The organism is Loigolactobacillus iwatensis (genome assembly GCF_003950295.1).
Classification (GTDB): domain Bacteria; phylum Bacillota; class Bacilli; order Lactobacillales; family Lactobacillaceae; genus Loigolactobacillus; species Loigolactobacillus iwatensis.
In genome coordinates, this window is record NZ_RHNP01000008.1 from 57,131 (window position 1) to 74,796 (window position 17,666).

The window sequence follows — 17,666 nt, forward strand, 5'->3', positions numbered from 1 at the left end:
TTTCTAGGACATGTTCTAATTTGAAGTGTGAATTAAGGTACCATTTAAGATATGTTGCTGAAAGCTATCATAGGTTTCGGCAAATAGATTATCAGTTGTTTCCGCCAACATTTCTTTAGGAAAGAAGAAGCGTTCATCACCAGTAAATTTACCGCTGATTGCCGCAACAATATCACTTAGGGTTGATAATTCAATCAGACTCCCATCTGGCTGGCTAATCTCAATTTGAGTTTTTGGATTAGTTGCTTTGGGATTGTACGCATCATAAGGCAGGTCAAAACTATTATTGATTGCAGTGTAATAATTAGCGTCATAGCCGACGGCGGCAACCTTTTTTTGCAAAATTGGTACTAAATCCTTGGTGTCTTCAGTTACCTGTGCCGATTTTAATGGGCGCCGATTTAAAAAGCGGTAGGCTAAATCACTGAGAATTGGGTCACTGGAATCCTGCCAATGAATAAAATAAGTCGTTAGCACCCCATCATCTAATTTTAGATAATCCGCTAAGGTGAAATCATCTTCAAGAAATGGAACTAATAAGTGGGGAATAAAGCTTTCACTTAGCGCATGGCGATCATAAAGTAATTTAGCTCGTTTGAGTAAATGTTCTAAGATAACTTCCATGGAACGGGAAACAGGGTGAAAGTAGACTTGCATATACATTTGAAAGCGACTAAGAATGTAGTCTTCAACTGCGTGCATCCCTTCCATTGAGAAGGTGATTCCATCCTTGTAAGGCTGCATGACGCGTAAGATGCGGGTGAGGTCAAACTTACCGTATTCAGTTCCAGTGTGGTAAGCATCCCGCAGTAAATAATCCATCCGATCAGCGTCGATTTGGCTTGAGATCATTTGGACAACTTGTGGATTAGGGTAGTCATGCGTGATGACACTGGCCACTTGTTCGGGAAAATCTGGACTAACCCGGCGCAAGACGTGGTTAACTTCAGTTTCCGGAGAAGTCAGAATTGCCACAGTAATTTGCTCATGATTCGTGTGAAAAATATGTTCAAAAGTGTGTGAATAGGGACCATGACCAATATCATGAAGTAAAGCAGCACATAAAACGACTAAGCGTTCTGAGTCGTCCCACAGCCCATCGCCTGGCTCTTGGCTAGGAAAATTGCGGGCAAAATTGTCACAGATTTGGCGGGCAATTTCGTAAACACCAAGTGAATGACCAAAGCGGCTGTGTTCGGCGCCATGAAAGGTAAACGAGGCCGTCCCTAATTGCTTAATTCGCCGTAAGCGTTGGAATTCCTTAGTATCTATTAAATCTAGGATGACACGGTGCTGGATGTGAATATAATTATGAACAGGATCACGAAAAACCTTTTCTCTTTTCAATAGTTGATTACGATAAGACATTTGAATAACTCCTTTGATTGAGCTTTGTTTTCATTATACCTGTCTAGGGAGTGTTTGGAAAAGCCGATTTGGCTGTTGTAGCTATTTACAGGCATCTACTTTTTCAAACACGTTTACACTAAATTGGCCAGAGAGAAACTAGTTAGGCTTTTTCCAAACACACCCTAGAATGAATTTGGCTTTAAGCATTTATTAATAAAGGATAGCTTTCTTTGGCAAAGGGTGTTAAATGACTTATAATATTGTCAAAGTCTAAAAAAAGAAGGTTATAATTCATGGATTTATCAACTGGTTTACCAATTGCGATTCATCTCGAAACATTTGTAACGCAAGATGATGAAGAAACGCAACATGTCTTTGATGAAGCCGGCCAACTGGTAAAAATGGGTCAAACATTATATATTCGTTATAAGGAAACTTCTGAGGATGATGGTTCCTTAATTCCAGTAACACTTAAGGTGGAGCCTGAGGGTGATGTTAAGTTAACCCGAGGTGACCGGGAAAGTGGCCAACAATTACATCTACGTTTTAGTCGTAATACGCGCTTAGTCGCTCACTACCAAACCCCATACGGGACTATTCCAATTGAGACGATTACCCCGCGGTTGAATATTCGAGTTAAGGAGCAGCCTGTTTCTGGGGAAATCTACATTGAGTACCAATTATTTGCTCAAAATGAACACTTAGGTGATTATCGGTTGCGGTTGGTTTTCACTGCTTAGAGTGTTTAAAAAGGAATGCTGGTATTTTTCTGGTAGAACTAGTGTAAACGTGTTTGAAAAGCAGATTCTTGCGGTGACCGAGACGAACTTAGTCACGAGCAGTTATGGATTTTATAGGCGTATTCCTTGGCCTTTGGCTGTGGCATCGAGATTGTATTAGCGGTTTATGCTAATAGTCTTTAATTGCGGCGTAGAATCTAGTCACTTTTTCAAACACTCTCTAGTTTAGCTTGCTAATTTTAATAAAAGAGTGTATGCTATCGGTTAGACTGCTGAAAGGACGTGTACCTGTTGGAACTCGACGTTTTTAAAGGACAAAAGAAAAATGAATTATCAATGATCGAAGTGGCGCATGCTATTTTAGAGCAAAAGGGTGATGTTTTACCATTTGCTGATTTAGTAAATGCTATTCAAGGTTATCTTGGTGAGACTGATGCTGAGGTTAGAGACCGATTATCACAATTCTATACGGATTTAAACGTTGATGGCAGCTTTATTTCGTTGGGCGAAAACGTTTGGGGTCTACGTTCATGGTACCCATTCGATTCAGTCGACGAAGAAGTTAATCATCCAGAAGATGATGAAGATCAGCCACAACGCAAGCGCCGTAAGAAGGTTAATGCCTTCCTTGCTGACGTTAACGATGACGACGATGTAATTGATTATAACAATGATGATCCAGAAGATGACGATTCTGATCTCGATGATGAGGCTGAATACGTTGATAATGATGATGCAACTGATGCAGCAGTTACACCAAAGCATTTAACGTCTGATCTTGATGACGTTGACGCGGACGATGATGATGCAGATACCGGCCTTCCAGATGGTATGGAAGGTGAATTATCTGAATTCAACGTTGACGCGGACGATGACTCAGACTCGGCTGACTTTAGTGCTGATGACGATGATACAGATGATGACGATGATGATGAATAATTAAAAGAAGATAGATGAGGCTGGGACAATTGTCCTAGCCTCTTACTATTTTCGAGTATTATTCTGAAACGTGCGCTAAAGGTAGTACCTAACTGCAGCCAAGCTAATAATTATAGTGTGGTTATTGGGTTAGCTTACGTGACGCAGTGAACCCAAAACTGATTTTTGTACCACAGGGCATTTTTTTGTTAAGCAGGCCCTTTTTTAACACTTTGGGCTTGACGCTATTTTGATTTCCATGTATTATATTGCTTGGGCGCTTTACAGGTTTTATCTGTAAAGCCAACGGAACGGTTAGTAAGCTCCCTGTTCATTTGAATAGGGAGCTTATTTTTGTTTTTTGGTGAAAACCGGGTTTGTGGATCCCGCAGAAAAAATTTAAAGGAGTTTTGATATGACCAAGTATATCTTTGTAACAGGCGGCGTTGTTTCTTCACTAGGTAAAGGTATTGTAGCAGCTTCACTTGGACGTCTTCTAAAAAACAGAGGTTTGAAAGTAACGATTCAAAAATTTGATCCTTACATCAACATTGATCCTGGCACGATGAATCCATATCAACATGGGGAAGTTTTTGTTACCGATGATGGTGCCGAAACCGATCTTGATCTTGGTCACTACGAACGTTTTATTGATGAAGATTTAAATCAATATTCTAACGTGACTACTGGTAAGATCTACAGTGAAGTTTTACAAAAAGAACGTAATGGCGATTATTTAGGTGCCACGGTTCAGGTCATTCCACATATTACTGATGCCCTAAAAGAAAAAATTATGCGGGCAGCAACAACAACTGATTCGGATATTATCATTACCGAAATTGGTGGAACAGTCGGTGATATTGAGTCACTACCGTTTATTGAAGCTATTCGGCAGATGAAGGCTGATGTCGGTCGCGATAATGTCTTGTATGTCCATGCAACATTGATTCCTTATTTACGTGCGGCTGGTGAAATGAAAACTAAACCTACCCAGCATTCGGTTAATGAATTACGGGGGATGGGGGTTCAACCAGACGTTTTGGTTGTTCGTTCTGAAAAACCAATTACGCAAGAAATGCGTAATAAAATTGCTTTATTCTGTGATGTTGATCCTGAGGCTGTTATCGAATCCTTAGATGTTGATACACTTTATCAAATTCCGCTTAATTTACAGGCACAAAACATGGACGATATTGTTTTAAAACATTTTAAGATGACCGCACCTAAGGCTGATATGTCTGCTTGGAGCGCCCTAAATGATAAAGTTCATAATTTGAAGAAGACCACTAAAATTGCTTTAGTTGGTAAATATGTTGAATTAAAAGATGCGTATATTTCAGTGGTTGAGGCATTGGAACACGCTGGCTATGCCTTTGATACTGATGTTCAAGTTGAGCGGATTAACGCTGAAAACGTTAATGACGATAATGTTGCGTCCATCTTAAAAGATGCCGATGGCTTATTGGTTCCTGGTGGTTTTGGCGATCGTGGTTTGGAAGGTAAGATTGCGTCAATCAAATACGCCCGGGAAAATAATTTACCATTTTTAGGTATCTGTTTAGGCATGCAAATGGCCTGCGTTGAATTTGCCCGGAATGTTGCTGGTCTAAAGGATGCCGGCTCATCCGAAACGCGTCCTGATTCAACGGAACCAGTTATTGATTTAATGCCTGATCAAAACGCGGAAGAAAACCTTGGTGGCACTTTGCGTTTAGGTCTATACCCTTGTAAGTTAAAACCAGGTTCAGTTGCAGCGCAGGCGTATAATAATGTTCCTGAAATTCAAGAACGTCATCGTCACCGTTATGAATTTAACAACAAATACCGCCAACTATTGGCTGACAAAGGCTTAGTTTTCTCTGGGGTCTCACCTGACGATCGTTTAGTTGAAATCGTTGAATTACCACAAAATGACTTCTTTGTTGCTTGTCAGTATCATCCGGAATTTATTTCTCGCCCAACTCGTCCAGAGGGCCTGTACAAAGCGTTTATTAAAACAGCTAGTCATAGTTAGGCCATAGCAAAGTTTAAGATTTACAGTAAGAACTTGCCTTTTGGTTAACGACTATGTCAAAATATTTAAGGAGGGGCTGGACTTCCAGCCCCTTTACTGTATCCAGATCTTCGTGTTGTACTATTATGCTGGTATCGGTCAGTTGTATTTACGCCGTATTGGCAAATGTTTGTTAAATAAACGGAGATTTTCTAATAAAGTGGTCGTAATTTGTGAGAATTTACTAACCAATTAAGATAAGCTATTGTATTTTTACAGTTCTTTCTTTATTATTGAAATGATTATAATTGAAGTGAGGAAAGCAAAGTATGAAGAAAATGAGGATCATGGGCGGAAAACCGTTATCCGGTGAAGTAACCATCGGCGGTGCTAAGAATAGTACTGTTGCGCTGATTCCGGCTGCAATTTTGGCCGATACACCGGTAACGCTTGACGGCGTGCCGGACATAAAAGACGTGCACAATTTAATGTCAATTCTAAAGTCAATGCAGGTTTCTTCAAAGTTTGAAGGTGACGTACTGACAATCGACCCAACCCATATTTTGCCAACACCACTTCCTAACGGTCGGATAAAGAGCCTGCGGGCATCATATTATTTTATGGGTGCATTGCTGGGTAAATTTGGTGAGGCAATTGTTGGGCTCCCAGGTGGCGATGACATTGGTCCACGGCCAATCGACCAGCACATTAAGGGCTTTGAGGCCTTGGGTGCACAAGTAACTAATGAACACGGTGCAATGTACATTAAGGCGCCTGATGAGGGCTTACATGGTGCCCGCATCTTTTTAGATATGGTTTCCGTTGGCGCAACGATCAACGTTATTTTAGCAGCTGTTAAGGCTAAAGGAAAAACGATTATCGAAAATGCCGCCAAAGAACCAGAAATTATTGATTTAGCAACTTTTTTGAATAACATGGGCGCTAATATCCGGGGCGTTGGCACAGACACTATTCGAATTGAAGGTGTAGATCATTTGGCCGCACATAATTCCCATACGATCATTCCTGATCGAATTGAGGCCGGAACATACTTAGCAATGGCTGCTGCTGCTGGCAATGGTGTCTTGGTTAAAAATATTATTGTCGAGCATCTGGATGCGTTTCTGGCCAAAATGGAAGAAATGGGTGTCCAACTGGATTACTATGAAGATAGTATTTTTGTGCACCCAACTAAATCACTAAAGATGGTCCAAATCAAAACTGCGCCATACCCCGGTTTTGCGACAGATTTACAGCAACCAATTACACCTTTAATGCTCAAAGCAAAGGGTGAAGGCTTAATTATTGATACCATTTACCCTAAGCGAGTCAAGCACGTACCAGAATTAATTCGAATGGGTGCAGATATTACAATTGAAAACGATGTTATTATTTTGCACCATGCCGATCAGTTATCTGGGGCTGAAGTATCGGCTGATGAAATTCGTGCCGGCGCTTGCTTGATGACTGCTGGTTTAATGGCAACGGGCGTTACAACAATTTATAACGTTGATAATATTTTGCGTGGTTACGATCGGGTTGTCAGTAAGCTCCGTGGATTAGGTGCTCAAGTTGAAATTATTGATGACGTTAAGTCTGCATCGGCTAGTTAAGGCTAAATTTAAATAATTAAGAGAGTGAGACAAGAATTGACTGAATTTCGATGAAGATCAAACGAAATCAGTTTTTACCGATTAGCTCGGTGAAATTGTTTAGCTCTCTTTTTTCAGTGAAAAGAAAGCAGGGTTGAAATGAGTGACTTTTTGACCATGGGTGAATTAGAAAATCGAACGCTAAAGGAAATATATCAATTTGCGCGGGATTTTAAAATTCCTTATTATAGTCAAATGAATAAGAAAGAGCTCTCCTTGGCGGTCTTACGGGCACAGGCCAAAAAACAAGGATTTGTGTCGATGGAGGGCGTTTTAGAAATTGTTAGTAGTGAGGGCTTTGGGTTCTTACGTCCGATTAATTATGGACCTTCGCAAGAGGATATTTATATTTCAGCATCACAGATTCGCCGTTTTGGATTAAGAACTGGTGACAAAGTGGTTGGTCGTGCACGGCCACCTAAAGCCTCTGAACGTTATTATGGCCTGATGCATGTTGACACGGTTAACGGAAAAGATCCTGAGGAGGCCAAAGCAAGGCCCCATTTTCCGGCTTTAACTGCCCTTTATCCGCAACGACAGCTTAAGGTAACGACAACACCACAGCAACTTGCCACGCGTTTAATTGATACCTTTGCACCAATTGGGTTTGGTCAGCGGGGACTAATTGTTGCACCACCTAAGGCTGGGAAGACAAGTTTACTTAAGGCAATAGCAAATGGTATCGCTAAAAATTATCCGGACGCCTATTTGATTGTCTTATTAATTGATGAACGGCCAGAAGAAGTGACGGATATTGAACGTTCGGTTAAGGGTGACGTGGTTTCTTCAACCTTTGATCAGCAACCGCAAAATCACGCGCGAGTATCCGAATTAGTTTTGGAGCGTGCGGAACGCTTAGTGGAAGATAAACAAGATGTTATTATTTTACTAGATTCTATAACCCGGTTAACGCGTGCCTATAATTTAACGACACCATCTAGCGGGCGTACGTTATCTGGCGGCCTTGATCCAGCGGCCTTTTTCCGGCCAAAACGATTTTTTGGTGCGGCGCGTAACATTGAAGAAGGTGGCAGCCTAACCATTATGGCAACTGCTTTGGTTGATACGGGAAGTCGAATGGATGATGTTATTTATGAAGAATTTAAAGGAACTGGTAATTTAGAGTTGCATCTATCCCGTGAATTGTCGGAACGCCGAGTCTTCCCAGCACTTGATCTTAAACAATCAGGTACACGTAAAGAGGAATTGCTGATTTCAAAGGCACAATTAGAGGATGTTTGGCGAATTCGGCGTTCCATGTCTGGTGATGCACTGGATTATACGAGTCAGTTATTGGGCTTTCTCAAAAAGACGAAAACCAATGCCGAATTCTTCCAACAACTTAATAAATTAGAATTAAGACAAAAAAATAATCGAAATTTGCGGCACTAATTGCAAATTGAGTTTGACCATGTTATTATTTACTAGTTGCATTAGGCTAAATATTATCTCTGTCTCGCAGGCTCATTTATGGGTATGATTCAGGGCAAAGGAGCGAAAGATTATGAAACAAGGAATTCATCCAGATTATCATTCAGTTGTCTTTCAAGATTCAACAACTGGATTCAAATTCTTATCTGGTTCAACAAAGACATCCGATCAAACAATCGAATGGGAAGATGGTAACACCTACCCATTAATCTTGGTCGAAATTTCTTCTGATTCTCATCCATTCTATACTGGTAAGCAGAAGTTTACGCAAGCCGATGGTGCAGTGGATCGTTTCAACAAGAAATATGGCTTTGCCGATCAGAATGCGGCACCAAAACAAGACGATTAATAAGCTTGAATATTTCAAAAGAGACTATGAACTTTCCTGTCAGTGTAACTGATCGAAAATTCATAGTCTTTTTAGTTAGCTATCAATTATTTTAAACTCGATTATTGAAAATAAAAGTCTTAAATAATGAGCTCAAAAATAGGTGGGAATGCGATATACTAAAGATACTTAAAGTGTAGTGATATATTTTAAGTTCACACATTAACTTACACTCTAAAAAAGTTCCCCCAAACTTTCCGTCACTCGTTTGTGGCGGTTTTTTTATACAATCTTAAAACGAATATCATTTTTAGTAAAAAATGTTGCGTAGTTATAGTTTATTAAGCGTGAGCAAGACATCAGTTTTTAGCAATATTGCTGGTAGCACAAATGTTGCTGGATCAAGCACGATAATCTAGACGTTTTTTCGAATACTTATTAGTTATAAAAAGCACTGCTTAATTGGTGGACCTAAAATCTAACAATTAAGCAGTGCTTTTTACTATTTTTTTTGCTTTCGAGCCAGCCTGAGCGGTTTAGTACTACGCCAGACCCAAATTAAATTGACAAATTCCAAAATTGATGTTGATAGAAAAACGCCACCATAGCCAAACGCGCCGGAGATACTGGATCCTAGTAAGGGGCCAACTACTTGACCCATTGATTGGAATGATTGATTATAACTAAAAATTCGGCCGGCAACGGTGTGTGGTGAGTATTTAGCCAACAAGGTTTGAACGGCGGGTAATAAAGCAGCATCGGAAATACCCACTAATAAGCGTAAGGCTCCTAACTGCCAAACATTGCGTACAAAGGTTTGTGGTATGTAAACACACATCGCAAAAATTAAGCCAACAATTAGGATTCGTTCCGTACCAATGCGGTCACCTAACTTACCAAACTGCGGGGCCGCAAAGAGTGTAGCAATCCCGGGTAACGAGGCGATAATACCACTAACCAGCGCGACATTTCCGTGGTAGTGCATTAGTTGGCGCACAAACAGGCTAAGGATGGGGCTGATTGAGTTATTGGCCGCCTGGATAATCATGGTTGTAATAAACATGCCAATAATGATGTGTGGAAATTTAAGTTCGTGAAAGATTTGTTTCGCTGGTAATTGCTTTGCTTTCTCAACTGGTGTAAAAGTTTCGTGAACAAAGAATAAACAGAGAAAGAAGACTGTGGCAAGTAAACCACCAGTGATGAAGAACGTAATGCGATAGCCAAATGATCCGGCAATCGTACCACCAAGCAATGGGCCTAACATCATTCCGGATACGCTACCGGTGGTTAAAGTTCCCAGTGCCTGGCCACTTTTTTCCCGTGGGGCAGAAGTTGCAATAAGGGCATTAGCATTACTGATAAAGCCGGAAAAAACACCCTGAAGTGCACGTAGCGCGATTAATTCATAAACGTTACTAACTAAGCCCATTGCGGCCAGAACAATTGCCATTCCGGCCGAGGCTCGTAGTAACATCAACTTGCGACCTTTTCGATCGGCCAATTGACCCCACCATGGTGAAATAACTGCCGTTACAAGGTAGGTGGATGAATAGGTCAGGCCACTCCAAAAGTTAAGTTGTAAAGTGGAAAATTTACCTAATGTATCAATATAAAGCGACATAAATGGTAGTACTAGACTAAAACCCATTCCTGCCATAAAACAACCAAACCAAAGAATAAATAAGTTTTGGCGCCACTCAGGACGTTTTGGCCGTTTAGTGATTGTCTGTTCCAAAGTCGAACCTCCTTGGTTTTTAAATAATTATTGTGTTCATGTGTTTCTTCAACGCTAGTTAAAATTCATTTAAACAAGTTTAATAAAGTGCTGACACGTAATTCATCAACACGATTGATAATATTAATTATTTTAGAAAGAATTTGAAAAGACGTTTAGATTTTACAGCACAATTGAAACTGATTAGTGGCGTGCTTTACGAATATGCAAAAAAATAGTTTTGTGACACGCCTTAGTTTGTTACTAATTATTTGTGTAAACACGATAAAAACATTATAAGCTATCTTACCACTAAATGCTTTTGGTAATTCGTTATTGAATTAATTAAGTTTAAAATCGGTAATTGTTAAATTCTATCCAAGTTGCTTAGTTTTACTTTATTAAAAGGTGGTGCTCTGGTAGTATAGGGGCAAGTTACATGATGTTAAAGGAGGTTTTGTTATGCTATGGATTATCGTAATTGTTATTGTGTTGGCAATCGTGGCCGCAGGTAGCTATATTGGCTTTTACAATAGCATTGTACGCACACATAATTGGACTGATGAAGCTTGGAGTCAAATCGACGTCCAGCTTAAGCGACGGAATGATTTAATTCCTAATTTAGTGGAGACAGTTAAGGGTTATGCTAAACACGAACAGAAGACGTTAACGGACGTCATTGATAAGCGGAATCAGTTGGCAACGGTACCTGCTGCTAATCATGAACAAACGATGGCCGCATCCAATCAACTAAGTGATTCTTTGAAGGGCGTTTTCGCACTTTCCGAGAACTATCCTGATTTGAAAGCTAATCAGCAATTTGGGCAGTTAATGGAAGAACTTTCAAATACTGAGAATAAACTTGCTTATTCACGGCAACTCTATAATTCTAGCGCCGTCAATTACAATAATAAAATTCAGACATTTCCGGGTAATATTATTGCACCAATTCATAATTTTTCAAAAATAAATTACCTTGAAACACCTAGTGATGAAAAAAAGGCGCCTAAAGTTTCGTTTAACGATTAAAAAGGTAGGCAAGCTAAATGTTATATCAGCAAATTGCGCAGAATAAACGAAAGACCTGGCTCGTTATGCTTAGCTTCTTTTGTTTACTGCTTATCATTGGGGCTGCAGTCGGCTATGCTTTTTTCTCAAGTAGTCTGCTGGGAATTGTTTTGGCGGCCATCGTTGCTGCCGTTTACATTGTCGTAATGGTTGGTAATTCAACTGGAGTCGTTATGAGCCTCAATCACGCACGTGAGGTTACTGATACTAAGCAGTATCCGCAACTATGGCATATTGTTGAAGATATGGCTATGGTTGCACGGGTACCAATGCCGCGAGTGTTTATTGTAACTGATTCAAGTCCTAATGCATTTGCGACCGGAAATGACCCAAAACACGCTGCCGTAGCCGTCACAACAGGCTTGTTAGAAATGATGGATCGTGAGGAATTAGAAGGCGTTATTGGCCATGAAATTTCTCATATTCGGAATTATGATATCCGTCTGGCCACAATTGCCATGGCTCTGACTGCTGCAATCTCGTTATTAGTTAACATTGGAATGCGTTCTTTTTGGTGGGGTGGTGGCCGCCGGCGTAATCGTAATGATAATGAAGGCAATTCAGGCCAAATTATTTTATTAATTGGATCAATTGTTGTTGTTATCCTAGCGCCAATAGCGGCAAGTCTTGTTCAAATGGCCTTGTCGCGTAATCGCGAATACTTGGCGGATGCTTCTAGCGTTGAATTAACGCGTAATCCAACGGGCCTAATCACAGCGTTACAAAAAATTGACAATAGCCAGCCGATGAAACAGGCAGATTCAGCAAGTGCTGCACTTTATATTGCTGATCCCTTTAAAGAAAAGCGTTCATTGACGCATTTATTTACAACACATCCGCCAATTCAACAGCGAATTAATCGCTTAGAGCATTTATAAATTGGGAGTGTGATAAAAGTCGGTTTTGGTGCACGTTCTAGAACAATGTTCGGAAATAAAAAGGAGGCTAGGACTTTTTGTCCCAGCCTCAATGTTCCCTTTTTAGCGTGCGTTATTAGTGAACTATTTGTAGTTATAAAAAGGTTGTCGTCAAATTAATTTTTGACCCAACCTTTTCTTCTAGTTTCGTAGTAAAATAAGGTAGACAGGTCAGTTGTATCAGTTGTGTTGGGTGGGGTGAGATTATGAGTGCAGATATTATTTATATTCATTTAGAAACGGTTTCTAATTTGATTTTATCCTATGGGATTAGTCTGCAGGACTTTGCTGGCGCTTTAAAGCGTCTGCCTAGCCATTTGTTGTTATTAACGGCGGTGGACCCAAACGATAATGTTGATTCACATACAGGCTTTAATGTTGTTAGTGGTACCGATGATATTCTAAATTACTTTGATGATCGTAAAATAACTGTTCATAAGTGGATTGATTTTGAACAATCACTTTATTTAGAACAGTTAACGCCAATCGAGGTGTCGCAACTACTCTATTTAGGGCACGCTTATACACATTTGGAATCACCCTTTTATTACAAGTTACAAAATAATTACGTTTATTTAACTTTGCCTGATCAGACGGTAAAGACCTATTATCGCTATTTAGAACAATTCTACCGAGTACTCAATCGGAGTCTTAAGCGACATTTACAGGAACAATTACCTGAGTCCCGTTTTCTATTTAGACGACGGTCAACAATTCCAAATATTGATCCGATAATTTTAAAACAGCTTCAGCCACTTTTTATTGATGGAGCGCTTTTTTCATTTGAAGAAATCGGATTTTTACAAAAAGAAATTCATATTCCAATTTATGGGCTGACAGGGCGCTTTAGAGCCGTTAACGATGCCTGGACCAATAGTGTTCAAGAGAAAGTTGCTGAGCTGATTTATGATCAATCACTACAGAAATGGCGATTATCAGTTTTTAATGAGGCCGCATTTTCTAGTCAAGGTTTGTTTTAGTGTGTGGGGGACAGTTTATGCAAATTTACTTAATTTATGGTGGTCATAGTGCCGAACATGGGCTTTCAATTGCTTCGGCATTTGCTGTAACGCAGGCGATTGATTATCAACAATATTCAGTTATTCCAATTTATATTTCAAAAGATGGTCTGTGGTTACAGGGGCCAGAACTATTTGCGCCTGTTCGCCAGCAACTTAATTTACAACTTAGGCAGGGACTGACGTCGCGCTTGAGTGAAGAAAAGGAATCCATTGGTGTACCCTTTAAATTTGACCGTTTCAAAACAGCTGACGCAATTATTTTTCCGCTGGTCCAAGGTAAGAATGGTGAGGACGGTAAATTGCAGGGATTATTAGAGACGTTACACGTTCCTTATGTCGGTGATGGCGTTCTTGCTAGTGCGGTAGGGATGGATAAAATTGCTAGTAAGATGATTTTTCAACAAATTAATTTACCGCAAGTCCCTTACGTTGCTGTTCTGAAAAACAACTGGTTGGCTAATTCTGAAGTAATTTTAACGCGGGCGGAGGGATCATTACTTTATCCGATGTACGTTAAGCCAGCCAATAGTGGTTCTAGTGTGGGAATTAGCCAAGTTACTAACCGGGATGAATTGGTTGAAGCAGTTAAGGTCGCTTTTCGGTATGATCAGCGAGTTCTAATTGAGCAAGGAATTGAGGCACGGGAACTTGAAGTCGGCTTACTTGGAAACGGTAAAATTGAGGTAACGCCAGCCGGTGAAATTATGAAGGACGGCCTCTTTTTTGACTATAGCAGTAAATTTGCGACAAAAAGGCCAACACTAGTTATTCCTGCAGAGATTGATTCGAAAACGCAACAGGCAATGCAGGATTATGCTAAAAGGGCATTTGCAATTATTGGTGGCCATGGTTTGGCGCGTTGTGACTTCTTCTTAACCGCTAACGGCGATGTTTTTTTGAATGAAATTAATACCGTTCTTGACTTATCACCAGATGCGATGTTCCCCCGGTTATGGCAGGCGGCAGGAATGTCATTTGCGCAATTGGTGGAAGAATTATTGGAACTAGCCTTAGAAAAATTTCGGCAACAACCAAATCAAAAGAAATAGGATTGAGAGAGGGAACTCATAATGAAAATGCAGCTTGCAGAGATTGCTAACGCAGTTCAAGCGAAAAATGATATAAGCCAGTGGGCAGGAACTGAAATCTCAAGCGTTGCCTTTGATTCAAGAAAATTAACGGCAGGTGCGCTTTTCATTCCGCTTGTTGGTGCTAATGATGGCCATGATTATTTGGCCAACGCGCGAGAACATGGTGCAGTTGCAACCTTCTGGCAAAGTGGGCACTTAGGGGAGCCAACTGATTTTCCGGTATTAGAAGTTGCCGACCCATTGAAAGCGTTACAAAAATTGGCGCAATATTATTTAGTGAAAGTTAATCCACGAGTGATTGCCGTAACTGGTAGCGATGGGAAAACTACAACTAAAGATATGATTGCGGCTATTTTGAGTCAAAGATTTAACGTTCATAAAACACAAGGTAACTATAATAATGAAATTGGGGTTCCAACGACAATTTTAAGCATGGAAACCAACACTGAAATTCTTGTTTTAGAAATGGGAATGGATCGACCGGGCCAACTTGATTTTCTTAGTCGGCTGGTCGAGCCAGATATTACTGTGATAACCATGATTGGCGAAGCACACATTGAGTTTTTTGGAACACGAGATAAGATTGCTGACGCAAAAATGGAGATTACTAATGGTCTCAAAGAAGACGGTTATTTTATTTATAACGGAGATGAACCTCTTTTACGGCAACGGGCTAAATCTGTTTCGCAAAACCAGCTAACTTTTGGTAATAAAAAAAGTGATGATTTGTGTGCGATGACCATTGAAACAACGAAGGATCAAACTAGTTTTACTTTAGCTACTTATCCGGAAATGACGTTTACAATTCCGTTGTTGGGTGCCTATAACGTGAATAACGCAATGGCCGCTATCAGTGTTGGTCAAATTTTACGAATTAAACCGGAAGAGATGCGGGTGGCTTTGGCCCATTTCAGTTTAACTAAGAACCGTACTCAGTGGCTGACGGGGGCCAGAGGCGAATCAATTTTAAGCGATATCTATAACTCTAATCCAACGGCCATGAAGGCAGTTTTAACGGCCTTTCAGGAAGTGCCTGTCACTGGTCGACGAATCGCTGTCCTTGGTGATATGTTAGAGTTGGGCGATCAATCAGCGACGCTTCATCGAAGTGTCGCTACTGCAATTCGCCCGGATAAGTTGACGGGAATTTATCTGTACGGCGATGAGATTAAACCTTTAGCTGATGAGTTAAAGCGTAACCCTACTTACCAAGAACACGTTCATTATTTTAAGAAGACAGAAAAACAATTAATGATCAGTGAGTTAGTTGCCCAAGTTCATCCCGATGATGCAGTGCTACTTAAGGCTAGTAATGGAATGCATTTGGACGAGGTTTTAAAGCAATTACAATTAGTGTAAGTGTAGTTCTTAGACAAATAAAGCCAGTATTGTAATCACTGTGGGCCTTTTTATGTAGATTTAACGTTAGTGAATGCTTGGAAATTACTTTTGTTAGTTTTTTGACCAGTCTGATTTAAATACGTCAAATTGTTTATAAAATATCGCGACTATTATTCTAGGTTAAATAATGGTTGCGGTATTATTTATTGGGTAAATCAAGTCCCTACACGGTATTTTAACTAGAAGCAAATTCACTCTTATATTTTCATGAAAACTTTATTAACTATTTATTTGTCATGGACGAACTTTCGTGATAGGATAGATAAGATGCGAAATTAAGCAGGAAATTATTTGCAAGGCAGACGAGTTTTGGGATCGGGAACTGTTTTGCAAATGTGTAACAGAACCCGAGGAGGAACTTATTTGAAATTTACAGATCTAGGTTTAGAACCAGACATATTAAAAGCAATTCGTCGTCAAGGCTATGAAGAGGCAACACCAATTCAGGCTGAAACGATTCCAATGGTATTAGATGGTTTAGATGTTATCGGTCAGGCTCAAACTGGTACCGGTAAGACTGCAGCATTTGGTTTACCAATTATTCAAAAGATTGACAAAAAGAACCCTAACGTTCAAGCATTAATCATTTCCCCAACACGTGAATTAGCAGTTCAAACCCAAGAAGAACTCTATAATTTAGGTCAAGATAAAAAGGTTAAAGTCCAAGTTGTTTATGGTGGCGCTGATATTGGTCGTCAAATTCGTTCTTTAAAAGAGCACCCACAGATCGTTGTCGGTACACCTGGACGAATGCAAGATCATATTAATCGTAAAACACTTCGTTTGGACCACATTCAGACTTTAGTTTTGGATGAAGCCGATGAAATGCTTGATATGGGCTTTGTGGAAGATATTGAGAAGATTATTAAGGCAGTTCCAGAAGATCGCCAAACATTATTGTTCTCTGCAACAATGCCTGCTGCAATCAAAAAAATTGCTGACCGTTTCATGCACGATCCCAAAACGGTTCAGATTAAAGCTAAAGAATTAACGGCTGATCTCTTAGATCAGTATTTTGTTCAAGTTAAAGAATACGAAAAATTTGATACGATGACGCGTTTGTTTGATGTTCAAGAACCTGAAATGGCAATTGTTTTCGGACGAACAAAACGTCGGGTTGATGAATTATCTAAAGGTCTACGTGCACGTGGCTATAACGCTGAAGGGATTCACGGTGATTTATCACAGCAAAAACGGATGAGCGTTTTACGTTCGTTTAAGGCTGGCCGTTTAGACATTTTAGTTGCAACCGATGTCGCTGCTCGTGGCTTAGATATTTCTGGTGTTACTCACGTTTATAACTATGATGTTCCTCAGGATCCAGATAGTTATGTTCATCGGGTTGGCCGTACTGCTCGTGCAGGCCATAAGGGAACTTCAGTTACCTTTGTTACGCCGAATGAAATGAGTTACTTACGGACAATTGAAAAGTTAACTCGTCTAAAAATGAATCCATTAAAGGCACCAACCGTTAAGGAAGCATTTAACGGTCAAATCTCATCGGCTGTCGAAGAAGCTCATAAATTGATTGATAGTAATGATTTAACCAAGTATGAGGCCCAGGCAGAAGAATTGATGAATGACTATACGCCGTTACAATTGGTTTCAGCTTTCTTGAAGTCAATTAGTAAAGATGATGCTTCATCAGTACCCGTTAAGATTACACCAGAACGTCCATTACCAAATCGTGGTGGACATGGCGGTGGCGGTCGAAATCGTCGTGGCGGTGGTTATCGTGGTGGCAATCGGTCATCATATCGTGGTGGTAACAACCATGGTAGTCGTAATGGCGGTGGCGATCATCGACGCGGTGGTAGTGGCAGTAGTGATAACCACTATGATCGTAATAAACGTTACGCAAAGAAGGGTGCAAGTAAAGGCGGTCGCCGGAACTACACCGTTCATGAACATGCTTAATAAGTAGGCACGTTTTCCAGTTATTTTCTTAAAATGAAAAAAGAGGCTGTGACATAAGTAAGTTTAAATAAGACGTGGCACTGGAAAAATCGAATATTCGATTTTTCCAGTGCCACGTCTT

At 40.2% G+C, this 17,666-nt stretch carries 14 protein-coding genes; 12 read left to right on the forward strand and 2 right to left on the reverse strand.

Annotated elements, in window-relative coordinates; genetic code table 11:
- Positions 1 to 15 precede the first annotated feature (15 nt).
- A complete protein-coding gene (locus EKM98_RS03840; protein WP_125980673.1) occupies positions 16 to 1,368 on the reverse strand; it encodes an HD domain-containing protein in 1,353 nt (450 codons plus the stop codon).
- 275 nt (positions 1,369 to 1,643) lie between these two features.
- Between EKM98_RS03840 and EKM98_RS03845 the strand changes: the two genes are divergently transcribed.
- From EKM98_RS03845 to EKM98_RS03870, 6 genes are all read left to right on the forward strand, one after another.
- On the forward strand, positions 1,644 to 2,090 hold the full coding sequence (locus tag EKM98_RS03845) for a DUF1934 domain-containing protein (RefSeq protein ID WP_068225570.1): 447 nt from the start codon (positions 1,644 to 1,646) through the stop codon (positions 2,088 to 2,090).
- A gap of 291 nt (positions 2,091 to 2,381) precedes the next feature.
- Positions 2,382 to 3,029, forward strand: a complete 648-nt coding sequence (rpoE, locus tag EKM98_RS03850; RefSeq protein WP_068225569.1) for a DNA-directed RNA polymerase subunit delta — start codon at positions 2,382 to 2,384, stop codon at positions 3,027 to 3,029.
- Positions 3,030 to 3,423: 394 nt separating this feature from the next.
- Complete coding sequence (locus EKM98_RS03855; RefSeq protein ID WP_068225568.1) at positions 3,424 to 5,022, forward strand: CTP synthase; 1,599 nt, start codon at positions 3,424 to 3,426, stop codon at positions 5,020 to 5,022.
- Between the two features lie 308 nt (positions 5,023 to 5,330).
- The gene (locus EKM98_RS03860) at positions 5,331 to 6,614 is read left to right on the forward strand and encodes a UDP-N-acetylglucosamine 1-carboxyvinyltransferase (RefSeq protein ID WP_125980675.1); all 1,284 of its coding nucleotides are present in this window, start codon (positions 5,331 to 5,333) and stop codon (positions 6,612 to 6,614) included.
- A 138-nt stretch (positions 6,615 to 6,752) separates the two neighbouring features.
- Complete coding sequence (gene rho / locus EKM98_RS03865; protein WP_125980677.1) at positions 6,753 to 8,045, forward strand: transcription termination factor Rho; 1,293 nt, start codon at positions 6,753 to 6,755, stop codon at positions 8,043 to 8,045.
- Positions 8,046 to 8,157: 112 nt separating this feature from the next.
- Positions 8,158 to 8,433 (forward strand): type B 50S ribosomal protein L31, encoded by a 276-nt coding sequence (locus EKM98_RS03870; protein WP_125980679.1) that lies wholly within the window; start codon positions 8,158 to 8,160, stop codon positions 8,431 to 8,433.
- Between the two features lie 481 nt (positions 8,434 to 8,914).
- On the opposite strand, the gene EKM98_RS03875 is transcribed toward EKM98_RS03870, so the two are convergent.
- Positions 8,915 to 10,150, reverse strand: coding sequence for a multidrug efflux MFS transporter (locus EKM98_RS03875; protein ID WP_125980681.1), 1,236 nt, complete (start codon positions 10,148 to 10,150; stop codon positions 8,915 to 8,917).
- Between the two features lie 441 nt (positions 10,151 to 10,591).
- Here EKM98_RS03875 and EKM98_RS03880 point away from each other — a divergent pair, with 441 nt between their 5' ends.
- The 6 genes from EKM98_RS03880 (at position 10,592) to EKM98_RS03905 (ending at position 17,545) form a co-directional block, all read left to right on the forward strand.
- The gene (locus EKM98_RS03880) at positions 10,592 to 11,158 is read left to right on the forward strand and encodes a LemA family protein (RefSeq protein ID WP_125980682.1); all 567 of its coding nucleotides are present in this window, start codon (positions 10,592 to 10,594) and stop codon (positions 11,156 to 11,158) included.
- A 17-nt stretch (positions 11,159 to 11,175) separates the two neighbouring features.
- Positions 11,176 to 12,075 carry a zinc metalloprotease HtpX gene (htpX, locus tag EKM98_RS03885; protein ID WP_125980684.1) on the forward strand — a complete coding sequence of 300 codons (900 nt, stop codon included), beginning with the start codon at positions 11,176 to 11,178 and terminating at the stop codon, positions 12,073 to 12,075.
- Positions 12,076 to 12,320: 245 nt separating this feature from the next.
- Complete coding sequence (locus EKM98_RS03890) at positions 12,321 to 13,094, forward strand: hypothetical protein (protein WP_125980686.1); 774 nt, start codon at positions 12,321 to 12,323, stop codon at positions 13,092 to 13,094.
- 17 nt (positions 13,095 to 13,111) lie between these two features.
- Complete coding sequence (locus EKM98_RS03895; RefSeq protein WP_125980688.1) at positions 13,112 to 14,185, forward strand: D-alanine--D-alanine ligase family protein; 1,074 nt, start codon at positions 13,112 to 13,114, stop codon at positions 14,183 to 14,185.
- Between the two features lie 21 nt (positions 14,186 to 14,206).
- Positions 14,207 to 15,586 carry a UDP-N-acetylmuramoyl-tripeptide--D-alanyl-D-alanine ligase gene (locus EKM98_RS03900; RefSeq protein ID WP_125980690.1) on the forward strand — a complete coding sequence of 460 codons (1,380 nt, stop codon included), beginning with the start codon at positions 14,207 to 14,209 and terminating at the stop codon, positions 15,584 to 15,586.
- Positions 15,587 to 15,991: 405 nt separating this feature from the next.
- Entirely contained in the window at positions 15,992 to 17,545 is a 1,554-nt protein-coding gene (locus EKM98_RS03905; protein WP_068225557.1) for a DEAD/DEAH box helicase, read from the forward strand.
- The last annotated feature ends 121 nt before the right edge of the window (positions 17,546 to 17,666 follow it).

Excerpts from the sequence above, each read along its gene's own strand:
- EKM98_RS03840 (WP_125980673.1), bottom strand. The coding sequence starts at position 1,368 with ATGTCTTATCGTAATCAACTATTGAAAAGAGAAAAGGTTTTTCGTGAT.
- EKM98_RS03845 (WP_068225570.1), top strand. The coding sequence starts at position 1,644 with ATGGATTTATCAACTGGTTTACCAATTGCGATTCATCTCGAAACATTT.
- EKM98_RS03855 (WP_068225568.1), top strand. The coding sequence starts at position 3,424 with ATGACCAAGTATATCTTTGTAACAGGCGGCGTTGTTTCTTCACTAGGT.
- EKM98_RS03860 (WP_125980675.1), top strand. The coding sequence starts at position 5,331 with ATGAAGAAAATGAGGATCATGGGCGGAAAACCGTTATCCGGTGAAGTA.
- rho (WP_125980677.1), top strand. The coding sequence starts at position 6,753 with ATGAGTGACTTTTTGACCATGGGTGAATTAGAAAATCGAACGCTAAAG.
- EKM98_RS03870 (WP_125980679.1), top strand. The coding sequence starts at position 8,158 with ATGAAACAAGGAATTCATCCAGATTATCATTCAGTTGTCTTTCAAGAT.
- EKM98_RS03880 (WP_125980682.1), top strand. The coding sequence starts at position 10,592 with ATGCTATGGATTATCGTAATTGTTATTGTGTTGGCAATCGTGGCCGCA.
- htpX (WP_125980684.1), top strand. The coding sequence starts at position 11,176 with ATGTTATATCAGCAAATTGCGCAGAATAAACGAAAGACCTGGCTCGTT.
- EKM98_RS03890 (WP_125980686.1), top strand. The coding sequence starts at position 12,321 with ATGAGTGCAGATATTATTTATATTCATTTAGAAACGGTTTCTAATTTG.
- EKM98_RS03895 (WP_125980688.1), top strand. The coding sequence starts at position 13,112 with ATGCAAATTTACTTAATTTATGGTGGTCATAGTGCCGAACATGGGCTT.
- EKM98_RS03900 (WP_125980690.1), top strand. The coding sequence starts at position 14,207 with ATGAAAATGCAGCTTGCAGAGATTGCTAACGCAGTTCAAGCGAAAAAT.